A 16,825-nucleotide genomic window follows, 5' to 3' on the forward strand; every position below is an offset into this window, starting at 1 on the left:
TACCTATAAATAGAAATCACATTATTAAAAATAACATATCTTTGAAATGATTAATTTTTTTAAACAATTAATTATTAAAGCTTTATTAAATTAACGTTTATGATTGTTTTTTATTTTTACAGTCTTTAACTAAGAAAAAAAGTAAATAGTATAGATATAATTGTATTTGTAAAAAAAAATAGTTACTAAATTACGTTAATTATTTACTAGATTTAGCAAGGTGTAATTATTTGATGATGAATATTATGCTTATTTATAGATTATTAATAAAATAAATTTTACTATCAAACGAGAAATAATTATTACAACTGACGGTTCTACAACTATTTATTTGCCTGATTGGAATGAACAATATCACTCTAAACATGGTGCTATACAAGAAGCATATCATGTTTTTATAAAAAATGGATTAGTTTTACAAAAAAAAGAAGAAATTTCTATTTTAGAAATTGGTTTTGGTACTGGTTTAAATTGTTTTATTACCTTTTTAGAGAGTGATAAAAAAGTTAATTATGTTGGTGTTGAAGCATATCCTGTTGTAAAAGAGGAAGTAACTAAGTTAAATTACGTTACCGAGCTAAAGGCAGAAAAAAAACAGTGTGTTTTTAATAAAATGCATTCCCTTTCATGGGGAGATACACATCAAATTACTTCCAGTTTTCATTTAACAAAGCGAAAACAGTTTTTTAAAGATATTGATGATAAAGAACAGTTTGATTTAATTTATTTTGATGCCTTTGGAGCAGAACATCAACCTGATTTATGGACTGAAGAAATTTTTAAAAGTATGTTTGAAGCTTTAAAAGAAAATGGAGTTTTGGTTACCTATTGTGCGAAAGGAAGTGTACGCCGTGCAATGCAAGCAATAGGCTTTGTAGTTGAACGTTTACCTGGTCCTCCAGGAAAAAGAGAAATGCTACGTGCTAGAAAAGATATCAATAAATTTAAGAATACTTTATAATGAAGTTTGAAAGACGTTTTGGGAATAAGAAAAAAACAAATCCGAAGAAAGGGTTGTATTTAATGGCAGTACTTATTGTTGTTTTGTACTTGTTTTTTAATGCTGATAAAATAATAGGTAGATTTTTTTAGATGAGCAAACCATTTAAATTTAAAGAGTTTTCGGTAGCTCATGACAAAACAGCAATGAAAATTGGTACAGATGCGGTTTTGCTTGGAGCTTGGTGCTCTTTAAGCAATTACCCTGATACTATTTTAGATGTCGGGTCTGGTACAGGTGTTATTTCATTAATGTTAGCACAGCGAAGCGATGCAATGACTATTGATGCTGTAGAAATTGATGGTGATGCTTATGAGCAGACTGTCGCTAATTTTGAGCAGTCACCTTGGGGAGATAGGTTGTTTTGCTATAATGCTTCCTTTACGGATTTTGCAGAAGAAATGGCAGAAGAGGAGGAGCATTATGATGTTATTGTTTCAAACCCACCATTTTATACTGATAGTTTTGAAACTAAAGATAAAGCACGTAATAAAGCGCGTTTTACTTCGTCATTATCATTTGAAAGATTAATACTAGGAGTGTCTAAAATTTTATCAGAGCTCGGAGTTTTTTCGGTAATTATACCTTTTAAAGAACAAGATAATTTTGTGGCGTTAGCAGCAGCATATAATTTATTCTTAAATACAGTATGCCATGTAAAAGGTAATAAGAATTCTGAAATTAAAAGAAGTTTATTGTCGTTTTCTTTTGAAGCTACAGATGTTAAAAAAGAGCTTTTAGTAATAGAGAAAGAAAGGCATCAGTATACTGATGCCTATGTTAATCTTACCAAAAAATTTTATTTAAAAATGTAATATTTATATAAGACAGTTTTAGATGTTAAAAAGCTTTATAATTATTTATCAGTACTATAATCAAATTTGTTCGTTAAAAATTTATCAGCTATTGCGTTAAAAAACGTTGAATTGTTACGAGGTATTCCATGATTAGCACCAGGCATTATACATAACTGTGCTTTAGAAATATTATTAAATATTTCAACAGCATGTTCGTTTTTTATAATATCTCTATCTCCAATAGTAACTAATACCTCTGCTTTAATTTTTTTTAAGTCAGCATGACTTATGTTTGGTTCGTTTAGTAATAGTTTGTCTAACTGTAGTTCTGTTTCCCAGTTTTTAGAAGTGTCTCCTTTTTTTAACATTTTAATAGTTTCTGTATGCATTTTTTTAACTTGCTTAATAGCCCAGTCATTAACAGCTGTAGTGTCAAGTCTTAAATTAACACCCATTGTAACTATTTTATTTATTTTAACTTTATTGTTAATACCCATTTTTAAACCAATTATACCACCGTCACTCCATCCTAGTATATTAACAGTGTCTAATTTTAAATGTTTAACTAACGCTTCCCAATCTTCAGCCATAAGATCATACGTTAATTTTTTTGTTTTTAATTTTGATTTTCCTTGACCTCTACTGTCAGCAGCAATTACTCTATATTTATCTTTAAAGTAATTAATTTGAAACTCCATAGCTTTAATATCAGTACCACAACTATGAATTATTAACAAAGGTTCTCCTTTACCATACTCTTCATAATATATTTTAGTGCCATTTATTTTTGCATAGCTACCTGTTTCTTTATTGTTTCCATAAGGAGTTGTGAAGCTATTTTGAGCATAAGTTAAACTTAATTGAAATAAGCATAAGAAGAAAATAGTTTTAAGGATACTTAATTTTTTCATTTTTTTTAGTTTTTCTTTTTCTAATTTTAGCAAACAAAGATCTAAAATATTTTTTTGTTACAAAACAATGTTAGCTAAAGTAATTACTTAATAGTTTCAGGGTTATACCCTAAATAGGGTGCTTTTTTTTCTGTAAAAATAATTCCGTATGATTCTAACTCTTTTAAAATAGGGTTGTAAACTTCTTTTTTGATTGGTAATTGAACTCCTGGTGTAGTAATTTTTCCATTCAAAATAAGCAGTGTTGCCATGGCTACAGGCAATCCTACTGTTTTTGCCATGGCAGTATAAGTTTGGTCATCACCTTTAATAACCATACTGCTTTCTATTTGCTGTTTTTCTTTATTAAGTTCATAGCCAAATTTATGATGCATTACAATCATATCTTTATCAGTAGGTTTAAGTGTCCATTTTTCAGAAAGTATTTTTTGTAATATTTGAGCAGGAGTTGCATTTTTTAAACCTGTTTTTATAATCGGATTAAAAATATCTAACTCTAAAAACTTGTCCCACATAATATCATCTTGATCTATTTTTAAATAAGAACGAAATTTTAATTCGACAGAGTCTGTAGGTGAGTATGCTAAAAAAAGGTTTGTAAAATCACGGTAACTTAAATTCTCAGAGTTTTCAATAACATAAGAATCGTCAGTCATACCTAACTGAACAAAAACATTCCAAGCCCTAGAAAAACCAATTTTTCTAATAGTACCGCGATACATTGTGGGTATATTTTCTAAATTATAAATACTTCTGTATTTTAAAGAATCACGATTTGCATATGCTTCAAATTTTCCATAGCCATCAATATTTAAAAACTCAGTTCTTCTAAATAGTTTGTGGTATGGTATGTATTTATAAGTGTTTTCTTGAATAAACATTGCAGCCCCTCCTTGGCCTGCTAAAACAACATTTCTAGGGTTCCATGTAAATTTGTAGTTCCATAAATTCGTGTCACTTTCAGGAGCAACTAAACCGCCACAAAAAGATTCAAAAAGCAACATTTTAGCACCACTATCATGAATTTTATCAATAATTTTCATGGCACTCATATGATCAATTCCTGGATCTAATCCAATTTCATTCATAAATATTAATCCCTTCTTCTTTACTTCAGTATCTAAAGCATTCATTTCATTAGAAATATAAGAAGCCGTAACCATATGCTTGTTGTATGTAACACAATCTTTAGCAACCTCTATATGAAAACGAGCAGGTAGCATAGAAATAACAATGTCAGCCTTTTTAATAGCGTTAACACGTTGCTCTGTATTAAAAACGTTTAAAGAAATAGCTGTTGCATTTTTATGGTTATTAATTTTTTTTTGCGTATTTTCAATAGAAATATCACCAATAGTTATGTGTAAATTCTCTTTCGTAGATTTATTTAATAAATATTTTATAAGAGATGAGCTAGACCTGCCAGCTCCAATAATTAATATTTTTCTCATTTATAGTGTATTTTTGTGATTTTAATAAATTAAAATCACAATATCGTTATAAAAAGTTTAATATTAAACGTAAATATTTTAAATGTATAGAAATTTAACAATAGCCTCTGTGTTAGGTATTATTGCCGTAATTTTAGGGGCTTTCGGAGCTCACGCTCTAAAATTAAAATTAAGTACAGAAGCCTTACAAAGTTTTGAAACAGCTGTAAGGTATCAGTTTTTACACGTACTTGTATTACTCTTTGTAAATAGTTATAATGAGTTTAGTTTTAAGCAAAAAAATAGGATTAGCTTACTTTTTATAACAGGAACTGTTCTTTTTTCGGGGTCAATTTACTTAATTTACATGGCAAAAGTACCTGTGAAATTAATTTGGTTTGTAACACCTTTAGGGGGTGTTTTATTAATAATAGGTTGGAGTTTTATGGCTTTTCAGTTTATCAAAAGGTTATCAAATAAAAATAATAAATAATAAAAAAAAATCAATAATTAATCAGTTTAGCCAAAAAGTCCTACTTTTGTGTGAAACTTAACACAACTAAATTATTTTAAGATGACAAATCTTGATAAGAAAACGATATCATTAGACAGCTTAGGTATTAAGGACGCTAAGGTTCGTTATCAGTTAACTTCAGACGAGTTACATGATATAACTATTGAAAAAGAACAAGGAGAAAATACTAGTTTTGGAGCGTTAGCTGTTGAAACTGGTGAGTTTACAGGGCGTTCACCAATGGATCGTTTTATCGTTAAAGACGATATTACAAAAGATGAAGTTTGGTGGGGGGATATAAATATACCTTTCGATTCAGAAAAATTTGATAGATTATACGATAAAGTAACAGCTTATCTTTCATCGAAAGAGGTTTTTGTACGTGATAGCTATGCTTGTGCAGACAAAGATTATAAGCTAAATATTAGAGTCGTAAATGAATATCCTTGGAGTAATATGTTTGCTTATAACATGTTTTTACGTCCAACAGAAGAAGAGCTAAAGAACTTTTCGCCAGAATGGACTGTAATTAACGCACCTGGTTTTATGGCAAACCCTGAAGTTGATGGAACACGTCAGCACAACTTTGCTATTTTAAACTTCGAGAAAAAAATCGCTTTAATTGGTGGAACTGGTTATACTGGTGAAATTAAAAAAGGAATTTTTTCTGCTTTAAACTTTATTTTACCTGTATTTAAAAATACGTTACCAATGCACTGTTCTGCAAATGTTGGTAAAGAAGGTGATACTGCTATTTTCTTCGGATTATCAGGAACTGGAAAAACAACCTTATCTACAGACCCTAATCGTAGTTTGATTGGTGATGATGAGCACGGTTGGACTTCAGAAAATACTGTATTTAACTTTGAAGGAGGTTGTTACGCTAAAGTAATCGACCTTTCTAAAGATAAAGAGCCAGAAATTTATGGTGCTATTAAAAGAGGAGCAATTCTTGAAAATATAGTTACAGATGCTAAAGGTGATGTTGATTTTAACGATACATCTATTACACAAAATACACGTGTAAGTTATCCAATACATCATATTGAAAATATTCAAACACCATCAGCAGGTAAAAACCCTAAGAATATTTTTTTCTTAACGGCTGATGCTTTTGGAGTATTACCTCCAATATCTAGGTTAACACCTGGTCAGGCAGCATACCACTTTATTTCAGGTTACACAGCTAAGGTAGCAGGTACTGAAGCAGGTGTTACAGAACCATTGCCAAGCTTTTCAGCATGTTTTGGGGCGCCTTTTATGCCGTTACACCCAACTCGTTATGCAGAAATGTTAAGCGAAAAAATGAAAGAAACAGGTGTAAATGTTTGGTTGGTAAATACCGGTTGGACAGCAGGTCCTTATGGGGTTGGTCATAGAATGAAGCTTAAGTATACTCGTGCTATGATTAACGCAGCATTAAACGGTGAGTTAGGCGAAATGAATGCAGAAAACTATCATACACATTCTGTATTTGGTTTAGCGCAGCCAAGACAATGTCCTGGAGTACCATCGGAATTATTAAGCCAAAGACAAGCTTGGGATAATGATGAAGAGTACTATAAAACAGCTCATAAATTAGCAGATTCATTTAGAGAAAACTTTAAAAAGTTTGAAGAAAATGCAAATGATGAAATTTTAGCAGGTGGGCCACCAAATGTTAAATAAGAAATAATAAAAAAAGCATCCGTAAGGATGTTTTTTTTTTGTTTAATTTTAAAACTAAAAGCATAAATGTACAAATTCAAGTTTATAAGTATTCTAGTATTTTTTTTAACCGGAATTATTAGTTGTAATTTTAATAATAATAAAAATTTAGTATCTAATAGTTTACATTGGAAATACTCCGGAAAACAGGTGAAAGGTAAATTTGTAAAAGCAGGTAAAGAGGCTTATATAGATTTACATTTTAATAACGAAGGTAATTTAGGTGGTAGAGCAGGTTGTAATAGGTATTCTTGTAGTTTTACAGAAAATAAACAAAACCCATCTATAACTCTAAGTAATATAGCATTAACAAAAATGATGTGTCCAGAAGAGTTAATGAAACAGGAAGCTAGCTATATATCATTATTAAAAAATATTACAAAAAAAGAAGTCAAACAAGGTGAATTATACTTGTATACTTCAGATACAGACTATTTGGTGTTTACAGATATTTCAGAACAGTTTAAACCTATGAAATAAAAAATATATTAAGGCATCCGTAAGGATGCTTTTTTTATTAGTAAATACACTTACTTTTGTTAACCTAAACTATTCGCATGATTGTAAAAGGAAATATAGTTGATATAAAAAACAATACTATTTATAAAGGACAAGTTGAGGTTGATAAAGGTAAAATAACAGCAGTAACAGCAATAAATCATAATATAGAAAATTATATTATTCCAGGTTTTGTTGATGCTCATATACATATTGAAAGTTCAATGCTTGTGCCTTCTGAATTTGCAAAAATAGCAGTTACTCACGGTACGGTTGCAACAGTTTCCGATCCGCATGAAATAGCTAATGTATTAGGTGTAAAAGGTGTTGACTTTATGATTGAAAACGGAAAAAAAGTTCCGTTAAAGTTTAATTTCGGAGCACCAAGTTGTGTGCCAGCTACGTCTTTTGAAAGCGCTGGAGCAATTATTAATGCTGATGATATTAAATTGATGATGCAAAATCCAGACATCAAATATTTAGCCGAAATGATGAATTATCCAGGAGTATTATTTGATGATGCTGAGGTTTTAAAAAAGCTTCAACATGCAAAAGATAATAAAAAACCTATCGATGGTCACGCACCAGGTTTACGAGGTGATGATATTTCAAAATATATTTCAGCAGGAATTTCAACAGACCACGAATGTTTTTCTTATGATGAAGCTTTAGAAAAACTTCAAAAAGGAATGAAAGTAATTATTAGAGAAGGAAGTGCAGCTAAAAACTTTGATGCTTTAATTGATTTATTGCCAAATCATTTTGAAAATATGATGTTTTGTTCTGATGATAAACATCCTGATGATTTATTAGTCGGTCATATTAATCAACTATGTGAACGTGCAGTTTCAAAAGGAATTGATGTTTTTAAAGTATTAAAAGTTGCTTGTATAAATCCTGTAAAACATTATAATTTAGATGTTGGTTTGTTACAAAAAGGCGATGCTGCTGATTTTATTGTTATCGAAAATTTAGAGCAATTTAAGGTATTACAAACATATATAAATGGCGAGTTAGTTGCTGAAAATGGAAAATCGTTTGTAAAATCAGTAGCTTTTGAGGTATTGAATAATTTTAATACGGATAAAAAAAGTATTGCTGATTTTGAGTTTAAATCATCCGTAGAAAAAATTAGAGTTATTGAAGCCTTAGATGGTGAATTAGTAACGAATCAAATTGAAGTAAATTCTTTAATTAAAAATGGGAATTTAGTTTCAAACATTCAAAACGATGTTTTAAAAATGACGGTTGTAAATCGTTATAAAAATGCAAAACCATCAATAGCTTTTATTAAAAATTTTGGATTAAAAGAAGGTGCTATTGCGAGTTCTGTAGGGCACGATTCGCATAATATTATTGCTATTGGAATTTCTGATGAAGCTATTTGTAAGGCGGTAAATTTATTAATTGAAAATAAAGGCGGAATTTGTGCAGTAACAACATCCGAAGAAAAAATAGTTTCATTGCCTGTAGCAGGAATTATGTCTGATAAATCAGCCGTAGAAATTGGAAAATCTTATGTCGAATTAGATACAATGGCAAAAAAAATGGGAAGTAAATTAAAAGCTCCTTATATGAGTTTATCGTTTATGGCATTGTTGGTTATTCCATCGTTAAAATTATCGGATAAAGGTTTATTTGATGGAAATACATTTCAATTTACATCATTAGAAGTTGGATAAATTTACCCAGTAATAATTGATTAGTTTTGTATTTGCAGAAATTGCCATAAAATTTGAAGACAGAAAAAATAATATTAGGAGTTGACCCTGGTACAAGTATCATGGGATTTGGAATTATAAAAGTGGTAGGAAAAAAAATGGAATTTGTTCAAATGAACGAGTTAATTTTAAAAAAATACGACGATCATTACGTCAAGTTACGATTAATTTTTGAGCGTACTATTGAACTAATAGATACCTATCACCCTGATGAAGTGGCATTAGAAGCACCTTTTTTTGGTAAAAACGTACAATCAATGTTAAAGCTAGGACGCGCACAAGGGGTGGCAATGGCAGCAGCATTATCACGAGATATTCCTGTTACAGAATACGCACCTTTGAAAATAAAAATGGCAATTACAGGTAACGGAAAAGCGAGTAAAGAGCAAGTTGCTTTGATGCTGAAATCATTACTAAATTTAAAAACATTACCCAAAAATTTAGACGCAACCGACGGTTTAGCAGCTGCAGTTTGTCATTATTATAATTCAGGAAAAGTTATTGGTGGTAAAAATTATACAGGCTGGGCATCGTTTGTAAAGCAAAATGAAAAACGTGTTAAAAAGTAAACTAATTTGGCAGGAATCTACATACATATACCATTTTGTAAACAAGCATGTTTTTATTGCGATTTTCATTTTTCGACTTCTTTAAAAAAGAAAGACGAACTAATTTCGTGTTTAATAACAGAATTAGAAATCCGAAAAAACGAATTACAAAACGAAATAATTGAAACTATTTATTTTGGTGGAGGAACTCCTTCGTTATTATCATCCGAAGAAATAACAAGTTTACTAAATGCAATTTATCAGCATTATAAAGTTATCGAAAATCCTGAAATTACGCTAGAGGCAAATCCTGATGATTTATCCGAAGAAAAAATTTTAGAACTCGCAAATTCGCCAATAAACAGATTAAGTATTGGTGTACAATCTTTTTTTGAAGAAGATTTAAAAAGTATGAATCGGGCGCATAATTCAAAAGAAGCAAAAGAATGTTTATCAATAGCAACTCGTTATTTTGACAATATTACGATTGATTTAATTTACGGCGTTCCGAATATGAGTAATCAAAGATGGAAAGAAAACTTACAAATTGCTTTCGATTTTGGCGTAAATCATATTTCGAGTTATGCTTTAACAGTAGAACCAAAAACGGTTTTAGATAGTTTTGTTAAAAATGGAAAATATCCCGAACCTGACGAAACAGAAGCCAAAGAACATTTTGATATTTTAGTAGCAGAAACCGCTAAAAACGGATTTGTACATTACGAAATATCAAATTTTGGAAAGCCAAATTATTTTTCAAAACATAATACATCGTATTGGTTGGGTAAAAAATATATCGGAATTGGTCCTTCGGCACATTCGTTTAGCAAAACACATCGCAGTTGGAATGTTGCCAATAATGCAAAATATATAAAGGAATTACAAGAAGGAAAGCTTTCTAATGAAACAGAGAAATTATCTGAAGAAGACCAATTTAATGAATATTTAATGACAGGTTTACGAACTATTTGGGGCGTTTCATTAACTGAAATTCAAGCAAATTTTAAAGTATGTTTTAAAGATGATTTATTAAAATCATCAGAAAAGTTTATATCCGAAGGATTATTAATCATTGAAAATAATACTTTAAAAACTACTCCTAAAGGAAAGTTTTTAGCAGATGGTTTAGCTTCAGAATTATTCAGAATAAAATAAAAAGGATGATTGCGGAAATAGAATATAATTCAGAAAAATATAAAATAGATTTAGCGAATCCTTTAGATATTTCAATAGCAATTGATGTATCAAAAGAAAGTGTAAATGCTTGGTATATTGATGATCCTGAAATTACACCTGTTAAATTAGATGATTGGGTAGGTAGTGTTGAACAAGGTGCAGCGGTTAATTTTAATATGATTTCGTTTAATCCGCATTCGCATATAACGCACACCGAATGTGTTGGGCATATCACTAAAAAAGTGCATTCCATCAATAAAAACTTAAATACGTTTTTCTTTTTGACTGAGGTGATAAGTATTTATCCGAAGAAATTAGAAAATGGAGATTTAGTAATTACAAAAGAACAATTAGAACTTGTATTAAAAAACAAGCAATCAGAAGCCGTTGTTATTAGAACATTACCAAATTCTGATAAAAAAATAAGGGGTAGGTATTCAAATACAAATCCGCCATATTTATTAGAAGAAGGAGCTGTTTATCTGAAAGAAAAAAATATTAAGCATTTATTAATCGATTTACCTTCGGTAGATAAAGAAAAGGATGAAGGAAAGTTAGTGTCACATAACGCTTTTTGGAATACAGCGAGTGAAATTCGCTTTGATGCAACGATAACAGAGTTTATTTATGTAGAAGATTCAATAAAAGATGGTACTTACTTTTTAAATTTAATGATAGCGCCTTTTGAAAATGATGCTACGCCAAGTAAGCCTGTTTTATATAAAGTATTAAATTAATAAAAGTTGAGTTGTATGATAAAATTATAACCATATTAAAAACAATTTTAAATAACAGTGTTATTTTTTTATTTACAATAAATCTATTCTCTTTTTATATCTTTACATTTAGTTAAATGTAATTATGCAAAACTATAATACATATAAGCAGTATAAGTATACGATAAAAATCAGTGTATTTTGGGCTTTTATGTAATTAGGTTTAGTAGATGTATAAAACTTATTATAAAAAGTCCGACTGAAGAGTCGGACTTTTTACTTTTATTAAAATTTAAATTAAAATGATGGATTATGAAAAAGCTATATTTTAATTATCTGAACACTTTTAAAGGACTTTCGACAGAGGTTTGGTGGTTGGCTTTAATTACATTAATAAATAGAGCAGGTACTATGGTAATTCCGTTTTTATCACTTTATTTAATTAAAAGTTTAAGTTTTACATTGAAAGATGTTGGTTGGATAATGACTTGTTTTGGGTTAGGATCTGTAATTGGTTCATGGTTAGGTGGTAAATTAACAGATAAAATAGGGTTCTATAAAGTGATGAAAGCGAGTTTGTTATTAACTGGTGTTTTTTTTATAGGATTACAATTTGTAACGACTTTTATAGGTTTTTGTATTGGTATTTTTTTAGTAATGTTGGTTGCAGATACTTTTAGACCTGCTATGTTTGTAGCATTAAGTGCTTATAGTAAGCCAGAAAATAAAACCCGTTCGGTAACACTTATCCGTTTAGCAATAAACTTAGGTTTTTCTGCAGGGCCGGCGTTGGGTGGGGTGATAATAACCTCATTAAGTTATAGTGGATTATTTTGGGTAGACGGAATTACTTGTATTTCAGCTACTTTTTTATTAATGAAAGTACTAAATCCTAAAAAGGTAAAACCTTTAGATGATTTAAAAGTGAAAAATCCAGTTTCTATTTTCAAAGATAATGCTTTTTGGATATTTTTTGTGGGAATGTTTATTTTTGCATTTATATTCTTACAGTTATTTTCAACGATTCCGTTGTATTATAAAGATGCACATCAATTATCAGAATTACAAATAGGGCTTTTAATGGCAATGAATGGTTTTATTATTTTTGCCCTAGAAATGCCTTTAATTAAATGGTTAGAAGAAAGTAAACATACTAAAGAGTTTTTAATTTTTATAGGGTTATTTTTAATGGGCTTAAGTTTTTTTGTTTTGAATTTGACAGATTGGGCTGGTATTTTAGTATTAGGAATGTTATTTATGACATTAGGAGAAATGATTGCTTTTCCTTTTTCAAATGCTTTTGTTATTGATAGAGCTAAAAAAGGAAATCAAGGAGAGTATATGGCGTATTATAGTATTGCATTTTCTTTAGCTCATATTTTTGGGCATAATTCAGGAATGCGATTAATTGATGCATATGGTTTTGATAGTACATGGAGTATTATGACTATAGTTGCCGTTGTAGGATTACTAATTTTTTTGATATTGATACGTGTTATTAAAAAACAAAAGTTGAACATTTTATTGAATAAAGGTTGAAAAAATGCTTACCTAAGTTTAGCTTAGGTAAATTGTTTAGCTCCGATTGAAGTATTTGTTTGAGGTCATTGCAGAGAACGAGTACGGAAAGCGGGAGATAGCTTTAAGTTTCTAAAAAAAATACGCCTTTATGATTTAAGTTAGCCCAAAAGAAATATTTATATTTGAATTTTTTAAAAGCTAAAATAAAAATGAATATACAAAACGCCCAAAAAGAAGTTGATCATTGGATTAAAAACCATGGAGTTCGTTATTTTAACGAATTGACCAATATGGCACAATTAACGGAGGAGGTAGGAGAGGTTGCTAGAATTATTGCACGTCGTTATGGAGAGCAGAGTGAAAAAGAAAGCGATAAGAATAAAGACTTAGGGGAAGAGTTAGCAGATGTGATATTTGTAGTTATGTGTTTGGCAAATCAAACAGGAATTAATTTACAAGAGGCTTTTGATAAAAAATTAGATATAAAAACAAAACGCGACCATGATCGTCATCACAATAATCAAAAATTAAAATAAATGAGTTTTAGTAAAAATATACAAAAAGGAAGTTTTTGGGTAAATGTACTCAAAGTAAGTATTCCTTTTTTAGTTTTTGTAACATTGTTTTCATTATTAGTAAATAGTGGAGGAGCTTTGTTTTCTGGAGATTTTGAAACAGTAAACACTGTTAATTTTTCAGAAGGTAAATGGAAACGCTTTTGGTTAACTAAAGTAACAGTTAGTGTTTTATATGCAATTTACGTAGTTAATAAAAAAACAAAGTAAACCGGATAAAGTGGTTTTTAAAACCCAATAAGTATGAATTTAAAACTTACCAGTAATAAAAATAACATAATAGATTTAGAGGTAATTATTTCTGGATCAAAAAGTGAATCGAATAGATTGTTGATTTTACAACAATTGTTTCCGAATATAAATATTCAAAACTTATCAGATTCAGATGATACACATCATTTGCAAGAAGCTTTGTCTTCTGATAATAAAATAGCAGATATAGGACATGCAGGTACTGCAATGCGTTTTTTAACTGCTTTTTTTGCAACTCAAGAGGGTACAACAAAAATTTTACAAGGATCTGAACGAATGCATAATCGTCCTATTGAAATTTTAGTAAATGCACTTCGTGATTTAGGTGCAGATATTGAATATTTAGAAAAAGATGGATATCCACCAATAAAAATTACAGGTAAAAAAATAGTAAAAGATACTGTTGCTATTGATGGAAATGTAAGTAGTCAATATATTTCAGCTTTAATGTTAATTGCACCTGGTTTAAAAAATGGGTTAGCAATTGAGTTAAAAGGTATTGTTACTTCTGTTCCATATATCGAAATGACGTTATCTTTGTTACATCAAATAGGTGTTTCGGCTACTTTTATCAAAAATAGTATAAAAATTGAAGCTTTAGAAAATGTTTCAGCTCAAAATATAGTTGTTGAATCTGATTGGAGTTCTGCTTCTTATTTTTATTCGTTAATAGCTTTGAGTAAAGTAGGTGCTACTATAGAATTAACAGCTTATAAAAAAGATAGTTTACAAGGCGATAATTGTTTGGCTACTATTTACAAACATTTTGGAGTAACAACTACTTTTAAAGAAAATACGATTGTTTTATCTAAAGAAGAAAAACATAGTACGGCTATTTTAACAGAAGATTTAAAAAACGCACCAGATATTGCGCAAACAATTGCCGTTACTTGTTTTGGTTTAGGTGTTGCTTGTGATTTAACAGGTCTTCATACTTTAAAAATTAAAGAAACTGATAGATTAGAGGCATTAAAAGAAGAGTTAACTAAGTTAGGAGCAACTATTAGTGTTACTAATGAAAGTTTACACTTAAAAGCTACGACTAATATAAATGAGAATATTAAAATTGCTACTTATAATGATCATAGAATGGCAATGGCATTTGCACCTTTGGCGTTAAAAACTACTATTATTATTGCTGATGCAGAAGTTGTTAGTAAATCGTACCGTAATTTTTGGGAAGACATGCAACAAGTAGGTTTAGAAACGATTAAAGTAAAATAAAAGGCAAATCACTTGACAAGGCCTATCTCGAAATTGTATATTTGCCAACGTAAGAAAAAAATATAAATGAAATTATCAAATTTTAGTTTTGAATTACCAGAAGAATTATTAGCTGAATATCCTTCAGAGCATAGAGATGAAGCACGTTTAATGGTGTTACATAGAGATACTCAAAAAATTGAACATAAATTGTTTAAAGATTTAATCAATTATTTTGATGAAGGAGATGTGTTAATGTTAAATAATACTAAAGTTTTTCCTGCTCGTATGTACGGGAATAAAGAAAAAACAGGCGCTCGTATTGAAGTTTTTTTACTAAGAGAATTAAATGCTGAAAATCGTTTGTGGGATGTTCTAGTAGACCCAGCAAGGAAAATTAGAATAGGAAATAAGTTATTCTTTGGAGAAGATGAAAGTTTAGTAGCAGAGGTTATAGATAATACTACCTCACGAGGTAGAACATTACGTTTTTTATATGATGGGCCTTACGAAGAGTTTAGAGAAAAGTTAGTAAAGTTAGGAGAAACCCCATTACCTAAATATATTAAGCGAGATGTAGAGGATACCGATGAAGATAGATATCAAACAATTTATGCTAAAGAGGAAGGAGCGGTAGCAGCACCAGCAGCAGGTTTACATTTCTCAAAGCACTTAATGAAGCGTTTAGAAATTAAGGGTGTAGAGTTTGCTGAAACTACCTTACATGTAGGATTAGGTACTTTTAATCCTGTTGAGGTTGAAGATTTATCTAAGCATAAAATGGATTCAGAAAAAATTAAAGTTTCTAAAGAAAGTGCCGAAATGGTTAATAATGCACTTGCGAATAAAAAAAGAGTTTGCGCTGTAGGCACTACTGTAATGAGAGCTGTAGAATCTTCAATAACATCTAAACGAAAGTTGAAAGAGTTTGAAGGTTGGACTAATAAATTTATCTTTCCTCCATTTGATTTTAGTGTTGCAAACTGTATGATTACAAATTTTCATACACCAAAGTCTACTTTAATGATGACTGTTTCTGCTTTTGCAGGCCATGATTTTATGATGGAAGCTTATAAAGAAGCTATTAAAGAAAAATATAAATTTCACTCGTATGGTGATGCGATGTTAATTTTATAATAAATAGTATAATATTAATTGTAAAACCTCACAAGCATACTTGTGAGGTTTTGTGTATTTTTGTAGTCAATGGAAGTTAAGAAAAAAGACATACGCGCATTAACAAAAGAAGAACTTCGTGATTTTTTTGTAAACAATGGAGATAAAGCATTTAGAGGTAATCAAGTTTATGAGTGGTTGTGGAGTAAATCAGCATATTCGTTTGATGATATGACAAGTTTATCAAAAGGTACGCGTCAAATGTTAGATGAAAACTTTGTAATTAACCACATTGAGGTTGATACTATGCAGCGTAGTAAAGACGGCACTGTTAAGAATGCGGTTCGTTTACACGATGGGTTAGTTGTAGAATCAGTCTTAATACCAACAAAAACAAGAACAACTGCTTGTGTTTCTAGTCAAGTGGGTTGTAGTTTAGATTGTAGGTTTTGTGCAACATCACGTTTAAAAAGAATGCGAAATCTAAATCCTGATGAAATTTACGATCAGGTAGCAGCCATAAATAAAGAGAGTTTGCTTTATTATAACAGAAAATTATCTAATATTGTTTTTATGGGGATGGGAGAGCCTTTAATGAATTATAATAATGTAATTAAATCGATTGATAAAATTACATCACCTGAAGGTTTAGGAATGTCTCCTAAGCGTATCACGGTTTCTACATCTGGTGTGCCAAAAATAATAAAGAAAATGGCTGATGATGAGGTTAAGTTTAACTTAGCAGTTTCGTTACACTCAGCAATTGATGAAGTTCGTACTTCTATAATGCCCTTTAATGCTACCTTTCCCTTAAAAGATTTAAAAGAATCTTTAGAGTATTGGTATGAAAAGACAGAAAGAATGATTACGTATGAATATGTAGTTTGGGGTGGGATTAATGATAAAAAAGAAGATATAAATGCCTTAATTCAATTTTGTAAATATGTACCTTGTAAGGTGAATTTAATTGAATACAATCCTATTGATGATGGTGAATTTCAACAAGCAAGTCCTGAGGTAATTAATAATTATATTTCAAATTTAGAAATGCACGATATTGTAGTTAATGTTCGACGTTCAAGAGGTAAAGATATTGATGCTGCTTGTGGTCAATTAGCAAATAAATCTTAGTTATTTTAT

General features: G+C 29.9%; 18 protein-coding genes. 16 read left to right on the forward strand and 2 right to left on the reverse strand.

The window, feature by feature from the left end:
• The first annotated feature begins 283 nt into the window (after positions 1 to 283).
• Genes mnmD through ACN5J4_RS09300 form a run of 3 tightly spaced genes read left to right on the forward strand, consistent with a single transcriptional unit; the run spans position 284 to position 1,815 of the window.
• On the forward strand, positions 284 to 961 hold the full coding sequence (mnmD, locus tag ACN5J4_RS09290; protein ID WP_418651161.1) for a tRNA (5-methylaminomethyl-2-thiouridine)(34)-methyltransferase MnmD: 678 nt from the start codon (positions 284 to 286) through the stop codon (positions 959 to 961).
• Entirely contained in the window at positions 961 to 1,092 is a 132-nt protein-coding gene (locus tag ACN5J4_RS09295; protein WP_418649724.1) for a hypothetical protein, read from the forward strand. Before mnmD ends, ACN5J4_RS09295 begins: the two co-directional genes overlap by 1 nt.
• Positions 1,093 to 1,815 (forward strand): tRNA1(Val) (adenine(37)-N6)-methyltransferase, encoded by a 723-nt coding sequence (locus ACN5J4_RS09300; RefSeq protein ID WP_418649725.1) that lies wholly within the window; start codon positions 1,093 to 1,095, stop codon positions 1,813 to 1,815.
• A 41-nt stretch (positions 1,816 to 1,856) separates the two neighbouring features.
• Here the strand turns inward: ACN5J4_RS09300 and ACN5J4_RS09305 are convergent, their stop codons facing one another.
• Positions 1,857 to 2,708: an alpha/beta fold hydrolase gene (locus ACN5J4_RS09305; RefSeq protein ID WP_418649726.1), complete on the reverse strand. Its 852-nt coding sequence runs from the start codon at positions 2,706 to 2,708 to the stop codon at positions 1,857 to 1,859.
• A gap of 83 nt (positions 2,709 to 2,791) precedes the next feature.
• Positions 2,792 to 4,159 carry a saccharopine dehydrogenase family protein gene (locus ACN5J4_RS09310; protein WP_418649727.1) on the reverse strand — a complete coding sequence of 456 codons (1,368 nt, stop codon included), beginning with the start codon at positions 4,157 to 4,159 and terminating at the stop codon, positions 2,792 to 2,794.
• An 82-nt stretch (positions 4,160 to 4,241) separates the two neighbouring features.
• Between ACN5J4_RS09310 and ACN5J4_RS09315 the strand changes: the two genes are divergently transcribed.
• The 13 genes from ACN5J4_RS09315 (at position 4,242) to rlmN (ending at position 16,816) form a co-directional block, all read left to right on the forward strand.
• The gene (locus ACN5J4_RS09315) at positions 4,242 to 4,631 is read left to right on the forward strand and encodes a DUF423 domain-containing protein (RefSeq protein WP_418649728.1); all 390 of its coding nucleotides are present in this window, start codon (positions 4,242 to 4,244) and stop codon (positions 4,629 to 4,631) included.
• An 81-nt stretch (positions 4,632 to 4,712) separates the two neighbouring features.
• A complete protein-coding gene (gene pckA / locus ACN5J4_RS09320) occupies positions 4,713 to 6,320 on the forward strand; it encodes a phosphoenolpyruvate carboxykinase (ATP) (protein ID WP_418649729.1) in 1,608 nt (535 codons plus the stop codon).
• Between the two features lie 66 nt (positions 6,321 to 6,386).
• On the forward strand, positions 6,387 to 6,839 hold the full coding sequence (locus ACN5J4_RS09325) for an META domain-containing protein (protein WP_418649730.1): 453 nt from the start codon (positions 6,387 to 6,389) through the stop codon (positions 6,837 to 6,839).
• 77 nt (positions 6,840 to 6,916) lie between these two features.
• Positions 6,917 to 8,539: an adenine deaminase gene (gene ade / locus ACN5J4_RS09330; RefSeq protein WP_418649731.1), complete on the forward strand. Its 1,623-nt coding sequence runs from the start codon at positions 6,917 to 6,919 to the stop codon at positions 8,537 to 8,539.
• A 53-nt stretch (positions 8,540 to 8,592) separates the two neighbouring features.
• Entirely contained in the window at positions 8,593 to 9,147 is a 555-nt protein-coding gene (ruvC, locus tag ACN5J4_RS09335; RefSeq protein WP_418649732.1) for a crossover junction endodeoxyribonuclease RuvC, read from the forward strand.
• A gap of 6 nt (positions 9,148 to 9,153) precedes the next feature.
• Positions 9,154 to 10,281 (forward strand): radical SAM family heme chaperone HemW, encoded by a 1,128-nt coding sequence (gene hemW / locus ACN5J4_RS09340; protein WP_418649733.1) that lies wholly within the window; start codon positions 9,154 to 9,156, stop codon positions 10,279 to 10,281.
• A 5-nt stretch (positions 10,282 to 10,286) separates the two neighbouring features.
• Positions 10,287 to 11,039 (forward strand): cyclase family protein, encoded by a 753-nt coding sequence (locus ACN5J4_RS09345; RefSeq protein ID WP_418649734.1) that lies wholly within the window; start codon positions 10,287 to 10,289, stop codon positions 11,037 to 11,039.
• Between the two features lie 291 nt (positions 11,040 to 11,330).
• On the forward strand, positions 11,331 to 12,557 hold the full coding sequence (locus tag ACN5J4_RS09350; protein WP_418649735.1) for an MDR family MFS transporter: 1,227 nt from the start codon (positions 11,331 to 11,333) through the stop codon (positions 12,555 to 12,557).
• Between the two features lie 191 nt (positions 12,558 to 12,748).
• Positions 12,749 to 13,075 (forward strand): nucleotide pyrophosphohydrolase, encoded by a 327-nt coding sequence (locus ACN5J4_RS09355; RefSeq protein ID WP_418649736.1) that lies wholly within the window; start codon positions 12,749 to 12,751, stop codon positions 13,073 to 13,075.
• A complete protein-coding gene (locus ACN5J4_RS09360) occupies positions 13,076 to 13,324 on the forward strand; it encodes a hypothetical protein (protein WP_418649737.1) in 249 nt (82 codons plus the stop codon). It begins immediately after the preceding gene.
• Between the two features lie 33 nt (positions 13,325 to 13,357).
• The gene (locus tag ACN5J4_RS09365) at positions 13,358 to 14,590 is read left to right on the forward strand and encodes a 3-phosphoshikimate 1-carboxyvinyltransferase (RefSeq protein WP_418649738.1); all 1,233 of its coding nucleotides are present in this window, start codon (positions 13,358 to 13,360) and stop codon (positions 14,588 to 14,590) included.
• Positions 14,591 to 14,656: 66 nt separating this feature from the next.
• The gene (gene queA, locus ACN5J4_RS09370) at positions 14,657 to 15,706 is read left to right on the forward strand and encodes a tRNA preQ1(34) S-adenosylmethionine ribosyltransferase-isomerase QueA (protein WP_418649739.1); all 1,050 of its coding nucleotides are present in this window, start codon (positions 14,657 to 14,659) and stop codon (positions 15,704 to 15,706) included.
• 69 nt (positions 15,707 to 15,775) lie between these two features.
• A complete protein-coding gene (gene rlmN, locus ACN5J4_RS09375) occupies positions 15,776 to 16,816 on the forward strand; it encodes a 23S rRNA (adenine(2503)-C(2))-methyltransferase RlmN (RefSeq protein ID WP_418649740.1) in 1,041 nt (346 codons plus the stop codon).
• Positions 16,817 to 16,825: the final 9 nt, after the last annotated feature.

Source organism: Tenacibaculum aestuariivivum, from assembly GCF_964507685.1.
Classification (GTDB): Bacteria; Bacteroidota; Bacteroidia; order Flavobacteriales; family Flavobacteriaceae; genus Polaribacter; species Polaribacter aestuariivivum.

Bases quoted from the DNA above. Each gene is read 5' to 3' on its own strand.
- ACN5J4_RS09295 (WP_418649724.1), top strand. From the start codon at position 961: ATGAAGTTTGAAAGACGTTTTGGGAATAAGAAAAAAACAAATCCGAAG.
- ACN5J4_RS09300 (WP_418649725.1), top strand. From the start codon at position 1,093: ATGAGCAAACCATTTAAATTTAAAGAGTTTTCGGTAGCTCATGACAAA.
- ACN5J4_RS09305 (WP_418649726.1), bottom strand. From the start codon at position 2,708: ATGAAAAAATTAAGTATCCTTAAAACTATTTTCTTCTTATGCTTATTT.
- ACN5J4_RS09310 (WP_418649727.1), bottom strand. From the start codon at position 4,159: ATGAGAAAAATATTAATTATTGGAGCTGGCAGGTCTAGCTCATCTCTT.
- ACN5J4_RS09315 (WP_418649728.1), top strand. From the start codon at position 4,242: ATGTATAGAAATTTAACAATAGCCTCTGTGTTAGGTATTATTGCCGTA.
- pckA (WP_418649729.1), top strand. From the start codon at position 4,713: ATGACAAATCTTGATAAGAAAACGATATCATTAGACAGCTTAGGTATT.
- ACN5J4_RS09325 (WP_418649730.1), top strand. From the start codon at position 6,387: ATGTACAAATTCAAGTTTATAAGTATTCTAGTATTTTTTTTAACCGGA.
- ade (WP_418649731.1), top strand. From the start codon at position 6,917: ATGATTGTAAAAGGAAATATAGTTGATATAAAAAACAATACTATTTAT.
- ACN5J4_RS09345 (WP_418649734.1), top strand. From the start codon at position 10,287: ATGATTGCGGAAATAGAATATAATTCAGAAAAATATAAAATAGATTTA.
- ACN5J4_RS09350 (WP_418649735.1), top strand. From the start codon at position 11,331: ATGAAAAAGCTATATTTTAATTATCTGAACACTTTTAAAGGACTTTCG.
- ACN5J4_RS09355 (WP_418649736.1), top strand. From the start codon at position 12,749: ATGAATATACAAAACGCCCAAAAAGAAGTTGATCATTGGATTAAAAAC.
- ACN5J4_RS09360 (WP_418649737.1), top strand. From the start codon at position 13,076: ATGAGTTTTAGTAAAAATATACAAAAAGGAAGTTTTTGGGTAAATGTA.
- ACN5J4_RS09365 (WP_418649738.1), top strand. From the start codon at position 13,358: ATGAATTTAAAACTTACCAGTAATAAAAATAACATAATAGATTTAGAG.
- queA (WP_418649739.1), top strand. From the start codon at position 14,657: ATGAAATTATCAAATTTTAGTTTTGAATTACCAGAAGAATTATTAGCT.
- rlmN (WP_418649740.1), top strand. From the start codon at position 15,776: ATGGAAGTTAAGAAAAAAGACATACGCGCATTAACAAAAGAAGAACTT.